Source organism: Trabulsiella odontotermitis (assembly GCF_001297775.1).
In the GTDB taxonomy this organism is placed as follows: domain Bacteria; phylum Pseudomonadota; class Gammaproteobacteria; order Enterobacterales; family Enterobacteriaceae; genus Trabulsiella; species Trabulsiella odontotermitis.
Genome location: NZ_LIFX01000011.1, coordinates 136,963 through 152,453 on the forward strand (window position 1 = coordinate 136,963; position 15,491 = coordinate 152,453).

The 15,491-nt window shown below is 56.3% G+C and carries 15 protein-coding genes, 1 pseudogene and 1 other annotated feature; of the genes and pseudogenes, 7 read left to right on the forward strand and 9 right to left on the reverse strand.

What is annotated here, in order from left to right; all coding sequences use genetic code 11:
* Positions 1 to 32: 32 nt before the first annotated feature.
* Genes hisIE through hisG form a run of 8 tightly spaced genes read right to left on the reverse strand, consistent with a single transcriptional unit; the run spans position 33 to position 7,042 of the window.
* The gene (gene hisIE, locus AOY23_RS15765) at positions 33 to 632 is read right to left on the reverse strand and encodes a bifunctional phosphoribosyl-AMP cyclohydrolase/phosphoribosyl-ATP diphosphatase HisIE (protein ID WP_054180301.1); all 600 of its coding nucleotides are present in this window, start codon (positions 630 to 632) and stop codon (positions 33 to 35) included.
* The gene (gene hisF / locus AOY23_RS15770) at positions 626 to 1,402 is read right to left on the reverse strand and encodes an imidazole glycerol phosphate synthase subunit HisF (RefSeq protein ID WP_054180302.1); all 777 of its coding nucleotides are present in this window, start codon (positions 1,400 to 1,402) and stop codon (positions 626 to 628) included. Before hisF ends, hisIE begins: the two co-directional genes overlap by 7 nt.
* Entirely contained in the window at positions 1,384 to 2,121 is a 738-nt protein-coding gene (hisA, locus tag AOY23_RS15775) for a 1-(5-phosphoribosyl)-5-[(5-phosphoribosylamino)methylideneamino]imidazole-4-carboxamide isomerase (protein ID WP_054180303.1), read from the reverse strand. The genes hisF and hisA overlap by 19 nt, the downstream gene beginning before the upstream one ends.
* On the reverse strand, positions 2,121 to 2,711 hold the full coding sequence (gene hisH, locus AOY23_RS15780; RefSeq protein WP_054180304.1) for an imidazole glycerol phosphate synthase subunit HisH: 591 nt from the start codon (positions 2,709 to 2,711) through the stop codon (positions 2,121 to 2,123). The genes hisA and hisH overlap by 1 nt, the downstream gene beginning before the upstream one ends.
* The gene (gene hisB / locus AOY23_RS15785) at positions 2,711 to 3,778 is read right to left on the reverse strand and encodes a bifunctional histidinol-phosphatase/imidazoleglycerol-phosphate dehydratase HisB (protein WP_054180305.1); all 1,068 of its coding nucleotides are present in this window, start codon (positions 3,776 to 3,778) and stop codon (positions 2,711 to 2,713) included. The genes hisH and hisB overlap by 1 nt, the downstream gene beginning before the upstream one ends.
* Complete coding sequence (gene hisC / locus AOY23_RS15790) at positions 3,775 to 4,836, reverse strand: histidinol-phosphate transaminase (RefSeq protein ID WP_054180306.1); 1,062 nt, start codon at positions 4,834 to 4,836, stop codon at positions 3,775 to 3,777. The genes hisB and hisC overlap by 4 nt, the downstream gene beginning before the upstream one ends.
* Positions 4,833 to 6,137 carry a histidinol dehydrogenase gene (gene hisD / locus AOY23_RS15795; RefSeq protein ID WP_054180307.1) on the reverse strand — a complete coding sequence of 435 codons (1,305 nt, stop codon included), beginning with the start codon at positions 6,135 to 6,137 and terminating at the stop codon, positions 4,833 to 4,835. The genes hisC and hisD overlap by 4 nt, the downstream gene beginning before the upstream one ends.
* A 5-nt stretch (positions 6,138 to 6,142) precedes the next feature.
* Positions 6,143 to 7,042, reverse strand: a complete 900-nt coding sequence (gene hisG, locus AOY23_RS15800; protein WP_038162976.1) for an ATP phosphoribosyltransferase — start codon at positions 7,040 to 7,042, stop codon at positions 6,143 to 6,145.
* Positions 7,043 to 7,078: 36 nt separating this feature from the next.
* Positions 7,079 to 7,202: a sequence feature (His leader region), on the reverse strand.
* Between the two features lie 208 nt (positions 7,203 to 7,410).
* Here hisG and AOY23_RS15805 point away from each other — a divergent pair.
* The 4 genes and pseudogenes from AOY23_RS15805 (at position 7,411) to AOY23_RS15815 (ending at position 10,834) form a co-directional block, all read left to right on the forward strand.
* Positions 7,411 to 8,235, forward strand: coding sequence for an SDR family oxidoreductase (locus tag AOY23_RS15805; RefSeq protein ID WP_054180308.1), 825 nt, complete (start codon positions 7,411 to 7,413; stop codon positions 8,233 to 8,235).
* Between the two features lie 39 nt (positions 8,236 to 8,274).
* A pseudogene (locus AOY23_RS15810) lies at positions 8,275 to 9,247 on the forward strand (LysR family transcriptional regulator).
* A gap of 176 nt (positions 9,248 to 9,423) precedes the next feature.
* A complete protein-coding gene (gene yoeI, locus AOY23_RS23245; protein WP_407830030.1) occupies positions 9,424 to 9,486 on the forward strand; it encodes a membrane protein YoeI in 63 nt (20 codons plus the stop codon).
* Positions 9,476 to 10,834 carry an APC family permease gene (locus tag AOY23_RS15815; RefSeq protein WP_054180310.1) on the forward strand — a complete coding sequence of 453 codons (1,359 nt, stop codon included), beginning with the start codon at positions 9,476 to 9,478 and terminating at the stop codon, positions 10,832 to 10,834. The genes yoeI and AOY23_RS15815 overlap by 11 nt, the downstream gene beginning before the upstream one ends.
* A 50-nt stretch (positions 10,835 to 10,884) precedes the next feature.
* Here the strand turns inward: AOY23_RS15815 and sbcB are convergent, their stop codons facing one another.
* A complete protein-coding gene (gene sbcB / locus AOY23_RS15820) occupies positions 10,885 to 12,321 on the reverse strand; it encodes an exodeoxyribonuclease I (RefSeq protein ID WP_152958583.1) in 1,437 nt (478 codons plus the stop codon).
* Between the two features lie 193 nt (positions 12,322 to 12,514).
* On the opposite strand from sbcB, the gene dacD reads away from it, so the two are divergent.
* The 3 genes from dacD (at position 12,515) to AOY23_RS15835 (ending at position 15,411) form a co-directional block, all read left to right on the forward strand.
* Positions 12,515 to 13,687 carry a serine-type D-Ala-D-Ala carboxypeptidase DacD gene (gene dacD, locus AOY23_RS15825; protein ID WP_054180312.1) on the forward strand — a complete coding sequence of 391 codons (1,173 nt, stop codon included), beginning with the start codon at positions 12,515 to 12,517 and terminating at the stop codon, positions 13,685 to 13,687.
* Between the two features lie 90 nt (positions 13,688 to 13,777).
* Positions 13,778 to 14,245 (forward strand): DNA gyrase inhibitor SbmC, encoded by a 468-nt coding sequence (gene sbmC, locus AOY23_RS15830; protein WP_054180313.1) that lies wholly within the window; start codon positions 13,778 to 13,780, stop codon positions 14,243 to 14,245.
* 107 nt (positions 14,246 to 14,352) lie between these two features.
* A complete protein-coding gene (locus AOY23_RS15835) occupies positions 14,353 to 15,411 on the forward strand; it encodes an FUSC family protein (protein WP_054180314.1) in 1,059 nt (352 codons plus the stop codon).
* The last annotated feature ends 80 nt before the right edge of the window (positions 15,412 to 15,491 follow it).

Consider the following 15,491-nt stretch of genomic DNA (forward strand, 5'->3'; position numbering starts at 1 on the left):
AAAACGGGCAGCAATGCCCGTTTCACTTCCCGCTATTTGTGCCGCTTTCTCAAGTTTTCAATCACTGTGGTTAAATCCAGATCCTGATCCTGCAGTAGTACCAGCAGGTGATACATCAAATCCGACGCTTCGTTCGTCAGTTCATCGCGATCATGTACTGTTGCCGCCAGTGCGGTTTCAACGCCTTCTTCGCCCACCTTCTGCGCGATGCGTTTGGTGCCGCTGGCATACAGTTTCGCGGTGTAGGAGCTGGCCGGGTCGGCAGTTTTACGTTCTGCCAGCAGTTGCTCGAGCTGATAGAGAAACAGCCACTGGTGGCTGGTATCGCCGAAACAGCTGGAAGTGCCTTTGTGGCAGGTGGGGCCGACCGGGTTCGCCAGTACCAGCAGCGTGTCGTTATCGCAATCCGGCGTAATACTGACCACGTTAAGCACGTTGCCGGAAGTCTCTCCTTTGGTCCACAGGCGCTGTTTCGTGCGGGAGAAGAAAGTCACCTTGCCGGTCTCCTGCGTTTTCGCCAGCGCGTCCTGATTCATATAGCCCAGCATCAGCACTTCGCCGGAAATCGCGTGTTGAATGATGGCGGGCATCAGTCCGTCGGTTTTTTGCCAGTCCAGTTGTTCAGTTAACATACCCTGATCTCCACGCCCTGTGCTGCCAGGTACGTTTTTAATTCACCAATATTAATGATCTGCTTATGGAACACGGAGGCGGCCAGCGCGCCGTCAACGTTTGCCACGCGGAACGCATCAAGGAAGTGCTCCATCGTGCCCGCGCCACCGGAGGCAATTAGCGGGACGTGGCACACCTCACGCACTTTTTTCAGTTGCTCAAGATCGTAACCGTTACGTACGCCGTCCTGATTCATCATGTTGAGGACGATTTCCCCCGCGCCGCGCCGTTGCACTTCCTGCACCCAGTCCAGGGTTTCCCATTGCGTCACTCGGGTGCGGCTTTCATCGCCTGTATATTGATTGACGTGATATTTGCCGCTGTTGGCATCAAACCAGGTATCAATCCCCACCACAATGCACTGCACGCCAAAGCGATCCGCCAGACGGGTAATCAGCTCCGGGTCGGCAAGTGCAGGGGAGTTCACCGAGATTTTATCGGCACCGAATGACAGAATTTTCGCTGCGTCATCAATCGACTTAATACCGCCCGCGACGCAAAACGGAATGTCGATCACTTCCGCCACACGCGCTACCCAGCTTTTATCGACCACGCGGCCATCGCTGGAAGCGGTGATGTCATAGAACACCAGTTCGTCGGCACCTTCTGCGGCATAACGCTGCGCCAGCGGCACGATATCGCCGATGATTTCATGGTTACGGAACTGCACGCCTTTCACCACCTGCCCGTCACGTACGTCAAGACAGGGGATTATCCGTTTTGCCAGCATTGAATCGCCTCCGTGACGTTAAATTTACCTTCCAGCAGTGCGCGGCCGACAATCACGCCACGCACACCGGTACCGCGCAGCGCGGCGATATCGTCCAGGCCGCCGATACCGCCTGATGACTGAAACGCCACCTGCGGATAACGGGCGCAGACCTCTTCATACAGTGAGACGTTTGAGCCTGCCAGCGTGCCGTCACGGGAGATGTCAGTGCACAGCACATGTGTCAGACCAACCGGCAGATAGGCATCGACCAGCGCTTCCAGCGTCACGCCGGAGTTTTCCTGCCAGCCGCTGACAGCGACCTGTTTGTTGCCCTGGTCATCGATGCGCACATCCAGCGCCAGCACCAGTTTTTCCGCCCCGAAGCGGGTAAACCAGCCTTTGACCAGCTCTGGCGATTTCACTGCCGTCGAGCCAATCACCACGCGTGACACACCCGCATCCAGCAGCGCCGCGACGTCATCTTCAGTACGAACGCCACCACCAACCTGCACCGGAACCGTGACACCCGCAACCAGCGTTTTAATCAGCGGGATCTGCCGTTTCGCCGGATCTTTCGCGCCAGTCAGGTCAACCAGGTGCAGCACTTCAGCGCCCTGAGCGGCATAATCCTGCAAACGCGGCAGCGGGTCGGTACCGTAGTCACGTTGCTGACCGTAATCGCCCTGATGGAGACGCACCACCGTGCCGTCAATTAAATCTAAAGCCGGAATTATCATCACATCTCCAGAAAGTTTTTCAGCAACTGAGCGCCCGCTTTACCGGAACGTTCAGGGTGGAACTGGACGCCAAAGAAGTTATCTTTTTGCACCGCGGCGGTGAAGGCATCGCCGTAATCACAGCGGGCGATAGTGTACGGATTGACCGTCATTGCGTAGCTGTGAACAAAGTAGAAATACGCGCCGTCGTCGATGTTGCGAAACAGCGGATTTCCGGCTTTTGCGTAAACGCGGTTCCAGCCCATATGCGGCAGCGGCAGGCCACGGTCGATCATCTTCGGCACATCCTCCCCGATAATGCCGAGCATATCGACGCCGTGCGATTCTTCACTGCGGCGGCCAAGCAATTGCATGCCGAGGCAAATCCCCAGCACCGGCTGGGTACAGGCTTTGATGAGTTCGATAAGTTCCCGCTCGCGCAACTGGTCCATCGCCGCCTGCGCGGTGCCCACGCCGGGCAGAAACAGTTTATCGGCGCGCAGAACCACTTCTGGTTCACGACTGACCACCGGCTCATAGCCGTGACGACTCACCGCCGATTTCACCGAGTTCAGGTTGGCGCAACCGGTATCCAGAATCACCACGTTCATCACAGCACTCCTTTCGACGACGGCAGCGCATCGCCCTCGACGCGAATCGCCTGGCGCAGAGTACGACCAAACGCTTTGAACAGGCTTTCCACGCGGTGGTGATCATTCTTGCCTTTGGTTTTCAGGTGCAGCGTCACGCCCATGGTGTAAGAGAGTGAACGGAAGAAGTGCTCGACCATTTCGGTGCTCAGATCCCCCACGCGCTGGTAAGTGAATTCCGCGCGGTACTCGAGGTGCGGGCGACCGGAGATATCCAGCGCGCAACGCGCCAGGCATTCGTCCATCGGCAGGACAAAACCGAAGCGGTTGATCCCGCGTTTGTCGCCCAGCGCCAGCTTCAGCGCTTCGCCGAGCGCCAGCCCGGTATCTTCCACCGTGTGGTGGTCGTCGATGTAAAGATCGCCTTTCACGGCAATCTCCATGCGGAATCCGCCATGGGTGGCAATCTGATCGAGCATGTGATCGAAGAAGCCCACGCCAGTGTTGATCTTGCTGCCGCCTTCGCGATCCAGCCAGATTTTGACGTCAATCTGCGTTTCGCGAGTGGTACGTTCAACATGGGCGTAACGGTCGCGTTTCGTCAGTTGTGCGCCAATCGCCTGCCAGTTCAGTGTATCGCGGTGGTAGAGCAGGCCGGTGATGCCCATGTTGTCCGCCAGCGTCACATCGGTGGCACGATCGCCAATCACGTAGCTGTTGGCGGCGTCCATCACGCCCGCTTCCAGCCAGCGGGTGACCATCTGCGTTTTCGGTTTGCGGCAGTCGCAGTTATCAGCAGGCAGGTGCGGGCAGATCAGCACATCTTCAAATGCCACGCCCTGCGAGGTGAGGATCTGCATCATCAGGTTATGCGGACCGTCAAAATCCGCCTGTGGGAAGCTGCTTGTTCCCAGTCCGTCCTGGTTGGTGATCATCACCAGCTTAAAGCCCGCTTTCTGCAATGCCAGCAGCGTCGGGATAACGTCCGGCTCGAAGGCCAGCTTTTCGAATCTGTCGACCTGAAAATCGCTCGGTGGCTCGGCAATCAGCGTGCCGTCACGGTCAATAAAGAGAAACTTCTGGGTCATACGTTCTCCGCTCTTAAAGCATCAATGACGCGCTGGCTCTCACCACGGGTACCGATGGTGATACGCAGACAGCCGCTCAATGTGGGTTGTCGGTTCTGGTCTCGCAGAATAATGCCCTGATCCCACAGGGATTTAAATACTGCGCTGGAGGCGGTGATGCGAACCAGAATGTAGTTGGTTTCCGAATCGAAAACCTGCTCAACGCACGGGATGTCGCGCAGCTGGCTTATCAGATACTGGCGCTCGTCGATGACCTGCGTCACACGCTGGCGCATGGCGACGATCCCGTCCGGGCTTAATGCCTGCGCCGCGATATCTGCTACCGGCGTGGAGAGCGGGTAGGGGGCGATGACTTTCATCAGCAGGCCAATGACTGCTTCACTGGCAAGCGTAAAGCCGCAGCGCAACCCGGCGAGGGCAAAGGCTTTCGACAGTGTACGCAGCACCACCAGGTGCGGGTATTCTTCCAGCCAGTTGACCAGCGTCGCCTGCGGGCAGAATTCAATATAAGCTTCGTCGGCCACGACCAGCGCTTTACCGCGCGTCATTTCCAGCAGGTCGCGCATATCCTGCGGGTTGATAATTTGCCCGGTCGGGTTGTTCGGGCTGCAGACGTACACCAGTTTTACGCCTTCCAGTTTTTCCGCAATCGCCGGTAAATCAAGCTGCCAGCCCTCTGTTGCCTGAACGGTACGGTATTCCACGCCGAACGTTTCTGCGCTGACGCTGTACATGCCGTAGGTCGGCGGGCAGAACAAGATGGCATCTTTACCCGGCTCGCAAAACGCGCGGATCAACAGCTCAATGCCTTCATCTGCCCCACGGCTGACCAGCACCTGTTCCGGCTTCACGCCAGCGTAACGGGCATAATTGTCGATCACCGCTTTCGGCTGGCACTCCGGGTAGCGGTTCAGCGTCTGTTGCGTCAGGCTAAACGGCACCGCAGTGGGAAATTCGTTGGCATTCAGCCAGACGTCGCCTTTACCACCAAGACGGCGGGCGGACTGATAAGGCGTCAGATTACGGACGTTCTCGCGGGCTAAATCTTCAATGCTCATGCTTGCTCCTTGAGGGCTGCAACACGCAGCGTAACGGCATTTTTGTGGGCAGTCAGACGCTCGGCAGCCGCCAGAATCTCAATGGTGCTGGCGAGGCTCGCGAAACCGTCGCGGGAAAGTTCCTGTACGGTCATGCGCTTCTGGAAATCGGCGAGGCCAAGGCTCGAACAGGTGGCGGTGTAGCCGTAGGTCGGTAAAACGTGGTTGGTGCCGGAGGCGTAGTCACCGGCTGACTCCGGCGACCAGTCGCCGAGGAACACTGAACCGGCGCTGGTGATGCCATCAACCAGTTCGCGCGCGTTGCGGGTCTGGATGATCAGGTGCTCAGGGCCGTACTGATTCGAAATGGCCACGCACTGGGCGTTATCGTTCGCCACAATCAGGCGACTGGCGGAGAGCGCCTGGCGGGCGGTTTCTGCGCGCGGCAGGTCGGTTAACTGGCGAGTGACAGCGTCGGCCACGCGGCGTGCCATGTCGGCATCCGGCGTCAGCAGGATCACCTGTGAATCCGGGCCATGCTCCGCCTGCGACAGTAAATCAGACGCGACAAAATCCGGGGTGGCGCCGCTGTCGGCAATCACCAGCACTTCTGACGGACCGGCAGGCATGTCGATCGCCGCACCGTCGAGGCGCTGGCTGACCTGGCGTTTCGCCTCGGTGACAAAAGCATTACCCGGGCCGAAAATTTTATCAACAGACGGGACGGTTTCAGTCCCGAAGGCCAGCGCGGCAATGGCCTGTGCGCCGCCAACGTTAAACACTTCCTGTACCCCGCAGAGTTGTGCGGCGTAGAGAATTTCATCGGCAATCGGCGGCGGTGAGCAGAGCACCACGCGTTTGCATCCGGCGATGCGCGCGGGCGTTGCCAGCATCAACACCGTGGAAAACAGCGGTGCGGAGCCACCAGGAATGTACAGCCCGACGGACGCCAGCGGGCGGGTCACCTGCTGGCAGCGCACACCCGGCAACGTTTCCACGTCGATAGTCTGTAACTGCTGAGCGGTGTGGAAGGTGTCGATATTTTTAACCGCTACTGCCATCGCCTGTTTCAGTTCGGCGCTCAGGCGTTCCCCTGCCGCCGCCATCTGTTCAGGTGTGACTTTCAGCGATGCGACATCGGTTTTATCAAAGCGGGCGCTGTATTCACGCAGCGCAGCGTCACCGCGCGTTTTTACATTTTCCAGAATCTCCACCACGCTGCGGGTGATGGTCTCAGACGCAGACATCGCCGGGCGCATCAGCAGTTCACGCTGTTGTTCGGGGCTGCACTGGTTCCAGTCGATAATCGTGTTGAAGCTCATGGCGGTTACTCCATCATCTTCTCAATCGGCAGTACCAGAATCGAACTGGCACCAAGCACTTTCAGCTTTTCCATCGTCTCCCAGAACAGGGTTTCGCTGCTGACCATGTGCATCGCCACGCGCTGTTGGTCACCGGCCAGCGGCAGAATGGTCGGGCGCTCGGCGCCAGGCAGCAGGGAAATGACTTCTTCCAGACGTTCAGTTGGCGCGTGCAGCATGATGTATTTGGATTCGCGGGCCTGAATCACGCCCTGAATACGGGTCAGGAGTTTGTCGATCAACTGCTGTTTGGCGTCGTCCATGTCACCGTCGCGCTGGATCAGACAGGCTTTTGAGCGGTAAATCACTTCCACTTCACGCAAGCCGTTGGCTTCCAGCGTCGCCCCGGTGGAAACCAGGTCGCAGATGGCGTCCGCCAGCCCGGCACGCGGTGCGACTTCTACCGAACCATTTAACAGACAGGATTTAAAGGAGATACCTTTCTGGTCGAGATAACGCTTCAGCAGGTGAGGATAGGAGGTGGCGATACGTTTGCCGTCGAGAGAGGCGGGGCCGTCCCAGACATCATCAACTTCCGTCGCCAGCGACAAGCGGCAGCCGCCGAAATCAAGACGACGCAGCGTGAAGTAACGCGGATCTTCGCCCTGCGCGCGACGGCTCAGCAACTCCTCTTCCAGCACGTTCTCACCAATAATGCCGAGGTCAACCACGCCATCCATGACCAGACCCGGGATGTCGTCGTCGCGTACGCGCAGAATATCAATGGGCATATTTTCGGCCAGCGCAATCAGACGCTGAGTGTGAAGATTAATTTTTATGCCGCAGCGGGCCAGTAATTCGCGTGAGTCTTCACTCAGGCGCCCTGATTTCTGAATAGCTATGCGTAAACGGCTGTTATCTGACATTGTTATTTCCTCTGTATACCTGTCTGAAAGCGAACCAAAAAAAAGCCCCCGGAAGATGATCTTCCGGGGGCTCTCTCTTGCGTTCATGCACCACTGGAAGATCTGAATGTCTTCCAGCACACATCGCCTGAAAGACTAGTCAGGATGATGGTGATGATGGTGATGATGGTGGTGTTTAAATTGAACGCTCATAAAATTCTCATTGAATGCTTATTCACACTATGCCTTTTAACCTAAACCACTTTTATCCCCGAAAGCAAGGTCTTTTTTCCACCCATTATTGAATTCATATTGATGCTATGAATTGTCAGTTCCGGTGGGCTGGCGTAGCCTTAAGGCAGGAGACCGAATGAGTCAGGAGATAACGCATGAAAAAAGTCGCGATTGTCGGATTAGGGTGGCTGGGGATGCCGCTGGCGCTGTCGCTCACAGCGCACGGCTGGCAGGTCACGGGCAGTAAAACCACCCAGGATGGCGTGGAGGCGGCAAGGATGTGCGGGATCGACAGCTATCCCTTACGGCTGGAGCCTCAGCTGGTCTGCGAAACAGAAGATCTGGATGCGTTAATGAACGTCGACGCACTGGTGATCACGCTCCCGGCGCGTCGCAGCGGGCCGGGCGAGGAATTTTATCTTCAGGCAGTACAGGAAATCGTGGATTCCGCGCTGGCGTATCACATCCCGCGGATCATCTTCACCAGTTCCACCTCGGTGTACGGTAATGCCTCTGGCACCATTAAAGAGAACACGCCACGCGAACCCGTCACCGCCAGCGGCCGGGTGCTGAAAGAGCTGGAAGACTGGCTGCATCATCTGCCGGGTACGTCGGTGGATATTCTGCGACTGGCCGGGCTGGTGGGGCCGGGGCGACATCCGGGGCGTTTTTTCGCCGGTAAGCAGGCGCCGGATGGCGAACAGGGCGTCAATCTGGTGCATCTGGAGGATGTGATTTCCGCCATTACGCTGCTGCTACAGGCTCCAAAGGGTGGACACATCTATAATATATGTGCGCCGAAACATCCTTCGCGCGCGGTGTTTTATCCGCAAATGGCGAGGGAGCTGGGGCTGGAGCCGCCTTCCTTTGTTGCCGGAGACAGCAAAGAGAAGGGGAAAGTGATTGATGGCAGCCGGATTTGCAATGAACTCGGTTTCGAATATCAGTACCCTGATCCGCTGGTAATGCCGATGGAGTGACATACTGGCGGTCGAATCGCGCCACGCAAAGGAGCGACGATGAAGCCACTGCTGGATGTCCTCATTATTCTTGATGCACTTGAAAAAGAAGGGAGCTTTGCTGCGGCGTCGGCAAAGCTCTACAAAACCCCCTCGGCGCTCAGTTACACCGTTCATAAGCTGGAAAGCGATCTCAACATTCAACTGCTCGACCGCAGCGGACACCGCGCCACCTTCACCCGCACCGGCAAACTGTTGCTGGAAAAAGGGCGCGAGGTGCTGCACAGCGTGCGCGAACTGGAGCAGCAGGCCATCAAGCTTAACGAAGGCTGGGAGAATGAGCTGATTATCGGCGTCGACGATACATTCCCTTTCTCCCTGCTGGCGCCGCTGATTGAAACTTTCTATCAAAGCCACAGCGTTACCCGGCTGAAATTTATCAATGGCGTACTGGGCAGCTCGTGGGAAGCGCTGATCCGCGGGCGGGCGGACATTGTGGTCGGCGCGCTGCGGGACCCGCCACCGCAGAGCGGCTTTGCTTTTGCCGCACTGGGCGAACTGGAACATGTCTTCGTGGTTGCGCCGCATCATCCCCTGGCGCAGGAAAACGAACCGCTCAGCCGACGCACTATCAAGCGTTATCGCGCCATCGTTGTGGGCGACAGCACCTCGCCGGAATGCCCTGCGTTCCGGCAGTTGTTAGAAGATCAGGACGCGATCACGGTCTTTGATTTCAAGACTAAACTGGAATTGCAGATAAGTGGTCTGGGATGCGGTTTTGTGCCGCGTTATATGGCACAACGTTTTCTTGATAGCGGCGCGCTGGTGGAGAAAAAAGTCGCCTCCTGGTCAGCGTTTGATCCGGTCTGGATTGGCTGGGATGAACAGACCGCCGGGCTTGCCAGCGCATGGTGGCGGGAGGCTATTTTAGCAAATAGTGCCATAGCTGCGGTCTATCAGAAAAGGAGTGTTTAAAAATCAGCCATTTATTGAAAAGTTTTTTTTGACGGCGCTCGCATTCGCTTGTTTTTAACAATCGTTGAGGGCACAATACGCCGCCTGCAAAATCAGAGACTAACCGACGTTTTTTTAACGCGTCGGTTATTTTTTTGCATCGCGTTTCGTCATTTAAAACCAAGAGGCCGGGCTTCGTACCGGATAGATACTTACCAAAAACCGACAGTTGTTGTCGCTGAGGATTCCAGAACAATGGGGCAATTTTTTGCTTACGCGACGGCATTCGCCGTAAAGGGGGATGACCATGTCGCATAACGTTACTCCAAACACCTCTCGCGTGGAATTACGTAAAACGCTTACGCTGATTCCGGTTGTCATGATGGGCCTTGCCTATATGCAGCCGATGACGCTGTTCGATACATTTGGTATCGTTTCAGGCCTCACTGACGGTCATGTTGCGACGGCTTACGCCTTTGCGCTGGTCGCCATTCTCTTTACTGCGCTGAGCTACGGTAAACTGGTTCGCCGTTTCCCGTCTGCTGGCTCGGCGTATACCTACGCCCAGAAATCCATCAGCCCGACCGTAGGTTTTATGGTGGGCTGGTCATCGCTGCTGGACTACCTGTTCATGCCGATGATCAACATCCTGCTGGCGAAAATTTACTTCGAAGCGCTGGTGCCTTCCGTACCGTCGTGGATCTTCGTGGTGGCGCTGGTGGCCTTTATGACCATCTCGAACCTGCGCAGCATCAAGACCGTCGCGAACTTCAATACCCTGATTGTGATTCTGCAAATGGGGATTGTGGCGGTGATTGTGGGTCTCATCATTTACGGTGTCTCTCACGGTGAAGGCGCGGGGACGCTGACCAGCACTCGTCCGTTCTGGTCCGAAGGCGCGCATGTGGTGCCGATGATCACCGGTGCGACGATCCTCTGCTTCTCGTTCCTGGGCTTTGATGGTATCTCCTCACTGTCGGAAGAGACCAAAGACGCCGAGCGCGTGATCCCGAAAGCGATTTTCCTGACCGCGCTGATTGGCGGTCTGGTGTTCATTGGTGCTTCTTACTTCCTGCAGCTCTATTTCCCGGATATCTCCCGCTTCAAAGATCCGGACGCGTCGCAGCCTGAAATCATGCTGTACGTAGCAGGCAAAACCTTCCAGTGGGGCGTGCTGATTTTCTCCAGCGTGACCGTTCTGGCTTCCGGTATGGCAGCGCATGCGGGGGTTTCTCGCCTGATGTACGTGATGGGGCGTGACGGCGTGTTCCCGACCCGCTTCTTCGGCTACATTCACCCGAAATGGCGTACTCCGGCATGGAACGTGCTGCTGGTCGGCGCGATTGCTCTGCTGGCGATTAACTTTGACCTGGTCACCGCCACGGCGTTGATCAACTTCGGCGCGCTGGTGGCGTTCACCTTCGTTAACCTCTCGGTGATCTCGCAGTTCTGGATCCGTGAGAAGCGCAACAAAACCCTGAAAGATCACTTCAACTACCTGGTGCTGCCGGTGTGTGGTGCGCTGACGGTAGGTGCGCTGTGGATTAACCTGGAAGAGAGCTCCATGGTGCTGGGCCTGATCTGGGCCGGTATCGGTCTGGTCTATCTGGCCTGTGTGACCAAAAGCTTCCGTAACCCGGTGCCGCAGTACGAAGACATCGCGTAATTAACGCGAACCGCAATGAAAAACCGGAGACTGTGTCTCCGGTTTTTTTATCAGACGATTTCCTGCGCGTACTGATACAGCGCCTTGAGCAGCCCGAGTTTTTCGCTGTCCCCGTCATACTGACCGTATAACATTTCCAGCTCCTGGGCGTACGCCTGCAAAAACTCCGGCGTAAAGACATTGCGGCGATGCTGTAACCAGCGCTGCTGCTCGGCGTCATCCAGCGTTCCCGGGAAGTTACGGGCACGATAGTTGAACAGCAGACGCTCGATGCGCTTGTCAGCAAAGGTGACATCCAGCGCTGGCAGATTACGCGGTTCGGTTTCCAGCACGATTTTCATCGCCGCTCGATCGGCATCGCTGAAAAAGCCGTTATACAGTTGCGCGTCGACGTTTTCGGACGGCACAAACGGTTCCGCTTCGGCGAAGATCGCCACCACTTTATCGCGTACCTGTGGATTTTCCCGCAGCACTTTGAGGTTATCGAGGCAGTGCTGGCGGTTGATCCCCAGACGGTCCGCGTCTTCCGGGCGCAGCGTATTGGCCTGCGCCAGTACCGGGCATTTATTCAGATGCACCAGTTTCACCGGTACCGGCACGTTGTCGCCGAGATCCGCTTTGGCGGTATAGAGTCGCTCGCGCAGGGCATCGGCATCCAGCTCCAGCAACGGAGAGATATCGCCCGCCAGATCAACCATAATCACCGCGTTGCGGTTGTCCGGGTGCCAGGCGAGCGGCGCGACCCAACTGGTGTTGCCGCGCCAGGCACCGAACATCCCGGAGACATGCACCAGCGGTTTCATCTGCGGCACGTCAATCAGCGGGACGAGTTTCTGCTTGCTGCGATGGGTGTAGAGATAATCAAACAGGCGCGGCTGCTGGCTTTTTACCAGCTTCGCCATGGCGATAGTGGCGTAGACGTCAGCCATCGCATCGTGGGCGTTACTGTGTTCAATGCCGTTAGCTTTGGTCAGATGCTCAAGGCGGAAGCTCGGTAATCCTTCGTCGTTATCCGGCCATTGAATGCCTTCCGGGCGCAGCGCATAGCAGGCGCGCATGACATCGAGCAGATCCCAGCGCGAATTGTCGTTTTGCCAGCTCCAGGCGTAAGGATCGTAGAAGTTGCGGTAGAAGATATTGCGCGTTACTTCATCATCAAACCGGACGTTGTTATAGCCCACCACGCAGGTTTTCGGCACGGTAAAAATATCATGAATGCGTCGGGCAAAAGCGGCCTCGTTGTCACCTTTCGCCCGCGCTTCCTGCGGTGTAATACCGGTAATGAGTACCGCTTCGGGTTGTGGCAGATAGTCATCAGCAGGCTTGCAGTAAAAGACCTCCGGCTCGCCGATAACATTGAAATCTGCGTCGGTACGAATGGCCGCGAACTGCGCAGGCCTGTCCAGCGACGGGCTGGTGCCGAAGGTTTCGTAATCGTGGAAGAGAAAAGTAGGCTGCGTTGCGGAATCAGACACCCGAAGCTCCATCCTGTAGAAATATGATGGGTTATGGTAAACGATTGTGGCCTGACATCCGAATAAAAAGCCGTGCTTTCTCGTGTCTCTGCACAGAATGGCGGGTGATGAAAGCGTGGCTGTCACATTTCTTTGCAATTTCAGCAGGCGCTGACACGCGAACTTCCGTAAAAAGAACAGCGATTTTTATAACGTTCTTGAGGATATGCTGTTGAAACGCCGTTTGTTTATTGCTGCATCTTTACTCGCGATGAGTATTTCATCGGCACTGGCCGCCGAAACGATTGAATTTTCCCCCGCCGCGCCAGCCATTCAGGCGGGCTCCTGGGTTCTGATGGATTACACCACCGGCCAGATTTTAACCTCCGGCAATGAACATCAGCAGCGCAATCCCGCCAGTCTCACCAAACTGATGACGGGTTATGTGGTTGACCGCGCGATCGACAGTCATCGCATTACTGCGGACGACATGGTTACGGTAGGGCGCGACGCATGGGCGAAAGGGAATCCGGTGTTTGATGGTTCATCCCTGATGTTCCTGAAAGCGGGCGACCGCCTGACAGTGCGCGATTTAAGCCGCGGGCTGATTGTGGATTCCGGTAACGATGCCTGCGTGGCGCTGGCGGATTACGTGGCGGGCGGAGAGCCTCAGTTTGTGGCGATGATGAACGACTACGTGCAAAAACTGGGTCTCCGGGATACGCACTTTGAGACCGTCCACGGTCTCGATGCGCCAGGTCAGCACAGTTCTGCTTACGATCTGGCCGTGCTCTCGCGGGCCATCATCCACGGCGAGCCTGCGTTCTATCATATGTACAGCGAGAAGAGTCTGACCTGGAACGGTATCACTCAGCAGAACCGTAACGGCTTGCTGTGGGATAAAACCATGAACATCGATGGCCTGAAAACCGGTCATACGTCCGGAGCCGGATATAACCTGATTGCGTCCGCGGTTGATGGTAAACGTCGCCTGATCGCGGTCATCATGGGCGCGGAGAGCATGAAAGGGCGCGAAGCTGAGGCGCGAAAGCTGTTGCAGTGGGGGCAACAGAATTTCGATACCGTGCAGATCCTGCAACAGGGCAAACAGGTTGGCACTGAACGTATCTGGTACGGCGACAAAGAAACCATTGCTCTCGGCACCGCTGAGGATTTCTGGCTGACCCTGCCAAAAGCGGAGATCCCACATATCAAAGCGAAATATGTCCTGGATCAGAAATCGCTGGATGCGCCACTGGCGGCGAATAAACGGGTCGGGGAGATTGAACTGCTTGATCGCGACAAGGTCGTGGCACATATGCCGCTCATCACCCTGGAAAGTGTAGAGAAGGGCGGTTTGCTCTCGCGCTTCAGCGACTGGCTGCACCATAAAGCGTAATTTTGTGAATCGTCGCACATACTATCCATAAAGCCTCTGCTAGCTTTATATGTATATTTATACAGTAAATCGCCAATAAATGGAGGTAACATGGAATACAGCATCAAGCAACAACGTCAGCGCACGATTGCCGGGTTTCATTTGGTCGGGCCCTGGGAAGAAAAGGTCAAACAAGGATTTGAACAACTGATGGCGTGGGTGGATGGCAAACAAATCCAGCCGCTTGAATGGATTGCCGTTTACTACGACAACCCGGAGATCACGCCGCCAGAAAAACTGCGCTGCGACACTGCCGTGACGGTACCTGATGATTTTACCATCCCGGCGAACAGTGAAGGCGTGATGATGACCACCGTCGAGGGCGGGAATTATGCTGTGGCCCGCGCGCGGGTAGAAAATAACGATTTCGCGACCCCGTGGTATCAGTTCTTCGAAAGTCTGCAGAAAGATGCGACCTGGCAGTTCGCGCCGAAAGCCACGTTCGAAGTCTACCTGAACGATGGCGCCGTTGACGGCTACTGGGACATCGACATGTACGTTTCGGTCGAACGTAAGTAAAGGGGCGTGCTTTTCCCCTGCAATGGTTAAGGATTTTTACAGTAGCGTGATGCGATCGGCAGAAAACCCGTTACAATTGTGCTTTACGGCGTTGCCGGAGAGCGGGTGTGCGTGCTGATAAATCACTGAGTCCTTTTGAAATTCGACTGTATCGACACTACCGGGTTGTTCATGGTGTGCGGATAGCGCTGGCATTTATTCTGACCTTTTTGCTGGTCCGCGTGTTTGATATCCCGGAAGGAACGTGGCCCCTGATCACGCTGGTGGTGGTGATGGGGCCAATTTCGTTCTGGGGAAACGTGGTCCCACGCGCCTATGAACGTATTGGCGGCACGATCCTTGGTTCCGCGCTGGGGCTGGTGGCGCTCAAGCTTGAACTCATTTCTCTGCCGCTGATGCTCATCTGGTGCTTCGCGGCGATGTTCCTTTGCGGCTGGCTGGCGCTGGGTAAAAAACCCTATCAGGCGTTGCTGATTGGTATCACGCTGGCGGTCGTGGTTGGCGCGCCGCCGGGCGATCTGACCACCGCGCTCTGGCGAAGCGGCGATGTGATTTTTGGCTCGTTACTGGCGATGCTGTTTACCGGCATCTGGCCACAGCGGGCGTTCCTCCACTGGCGCATTCAGATGGCGCACTTTGTCACCCTCTACAATCGCCTCTATCAGACGGGAACTTCGCCTAACCTGCTCGAGCGTCCGCGGCTCGATAAACATCTGCAGAAAATGCTCGGCGAGGTCGTCAAAATGCGTGGGCTGATCACGCCCGCCAGCAAAGAAACGCGCATCCAGAAATCAATTTTCGAAGGGATTCAGACCGTCAGCCGTAATCTGGTGTGCATGCTGGAGTTGCAGAACAACGCGCACTGGGCGTCGCGCGAAAGCCATTTTGTGATGCTCAATGCCCAGACGCTGCGCGAGACGCAACAGATGACGCAGCAGACGCTGCTGACCATTGCCCACGCCTTGTACGAAGGGAATCCACAGCCGATACTGGCGAACAGCGAAAGATTAAGTGAAATCGCCGCCGAATTACGGCAGTTGATGCAGGAGTATAACAGCGAGAACCTGCTGGAGACGCCAATCCACGGCTACGTCTGGCTCAGCATGGAACTCGCGCGCCAACTGGAGCTGCTATCGCATCTGATCTGCCGCGCATTGCGCAAATAAAAGACAGACGGGCAACGGTGTGACGTCAGGTTGTTTCGATTCAGCGGCATTTAGGGTTATGATGAACCCCAAAGCAAAAA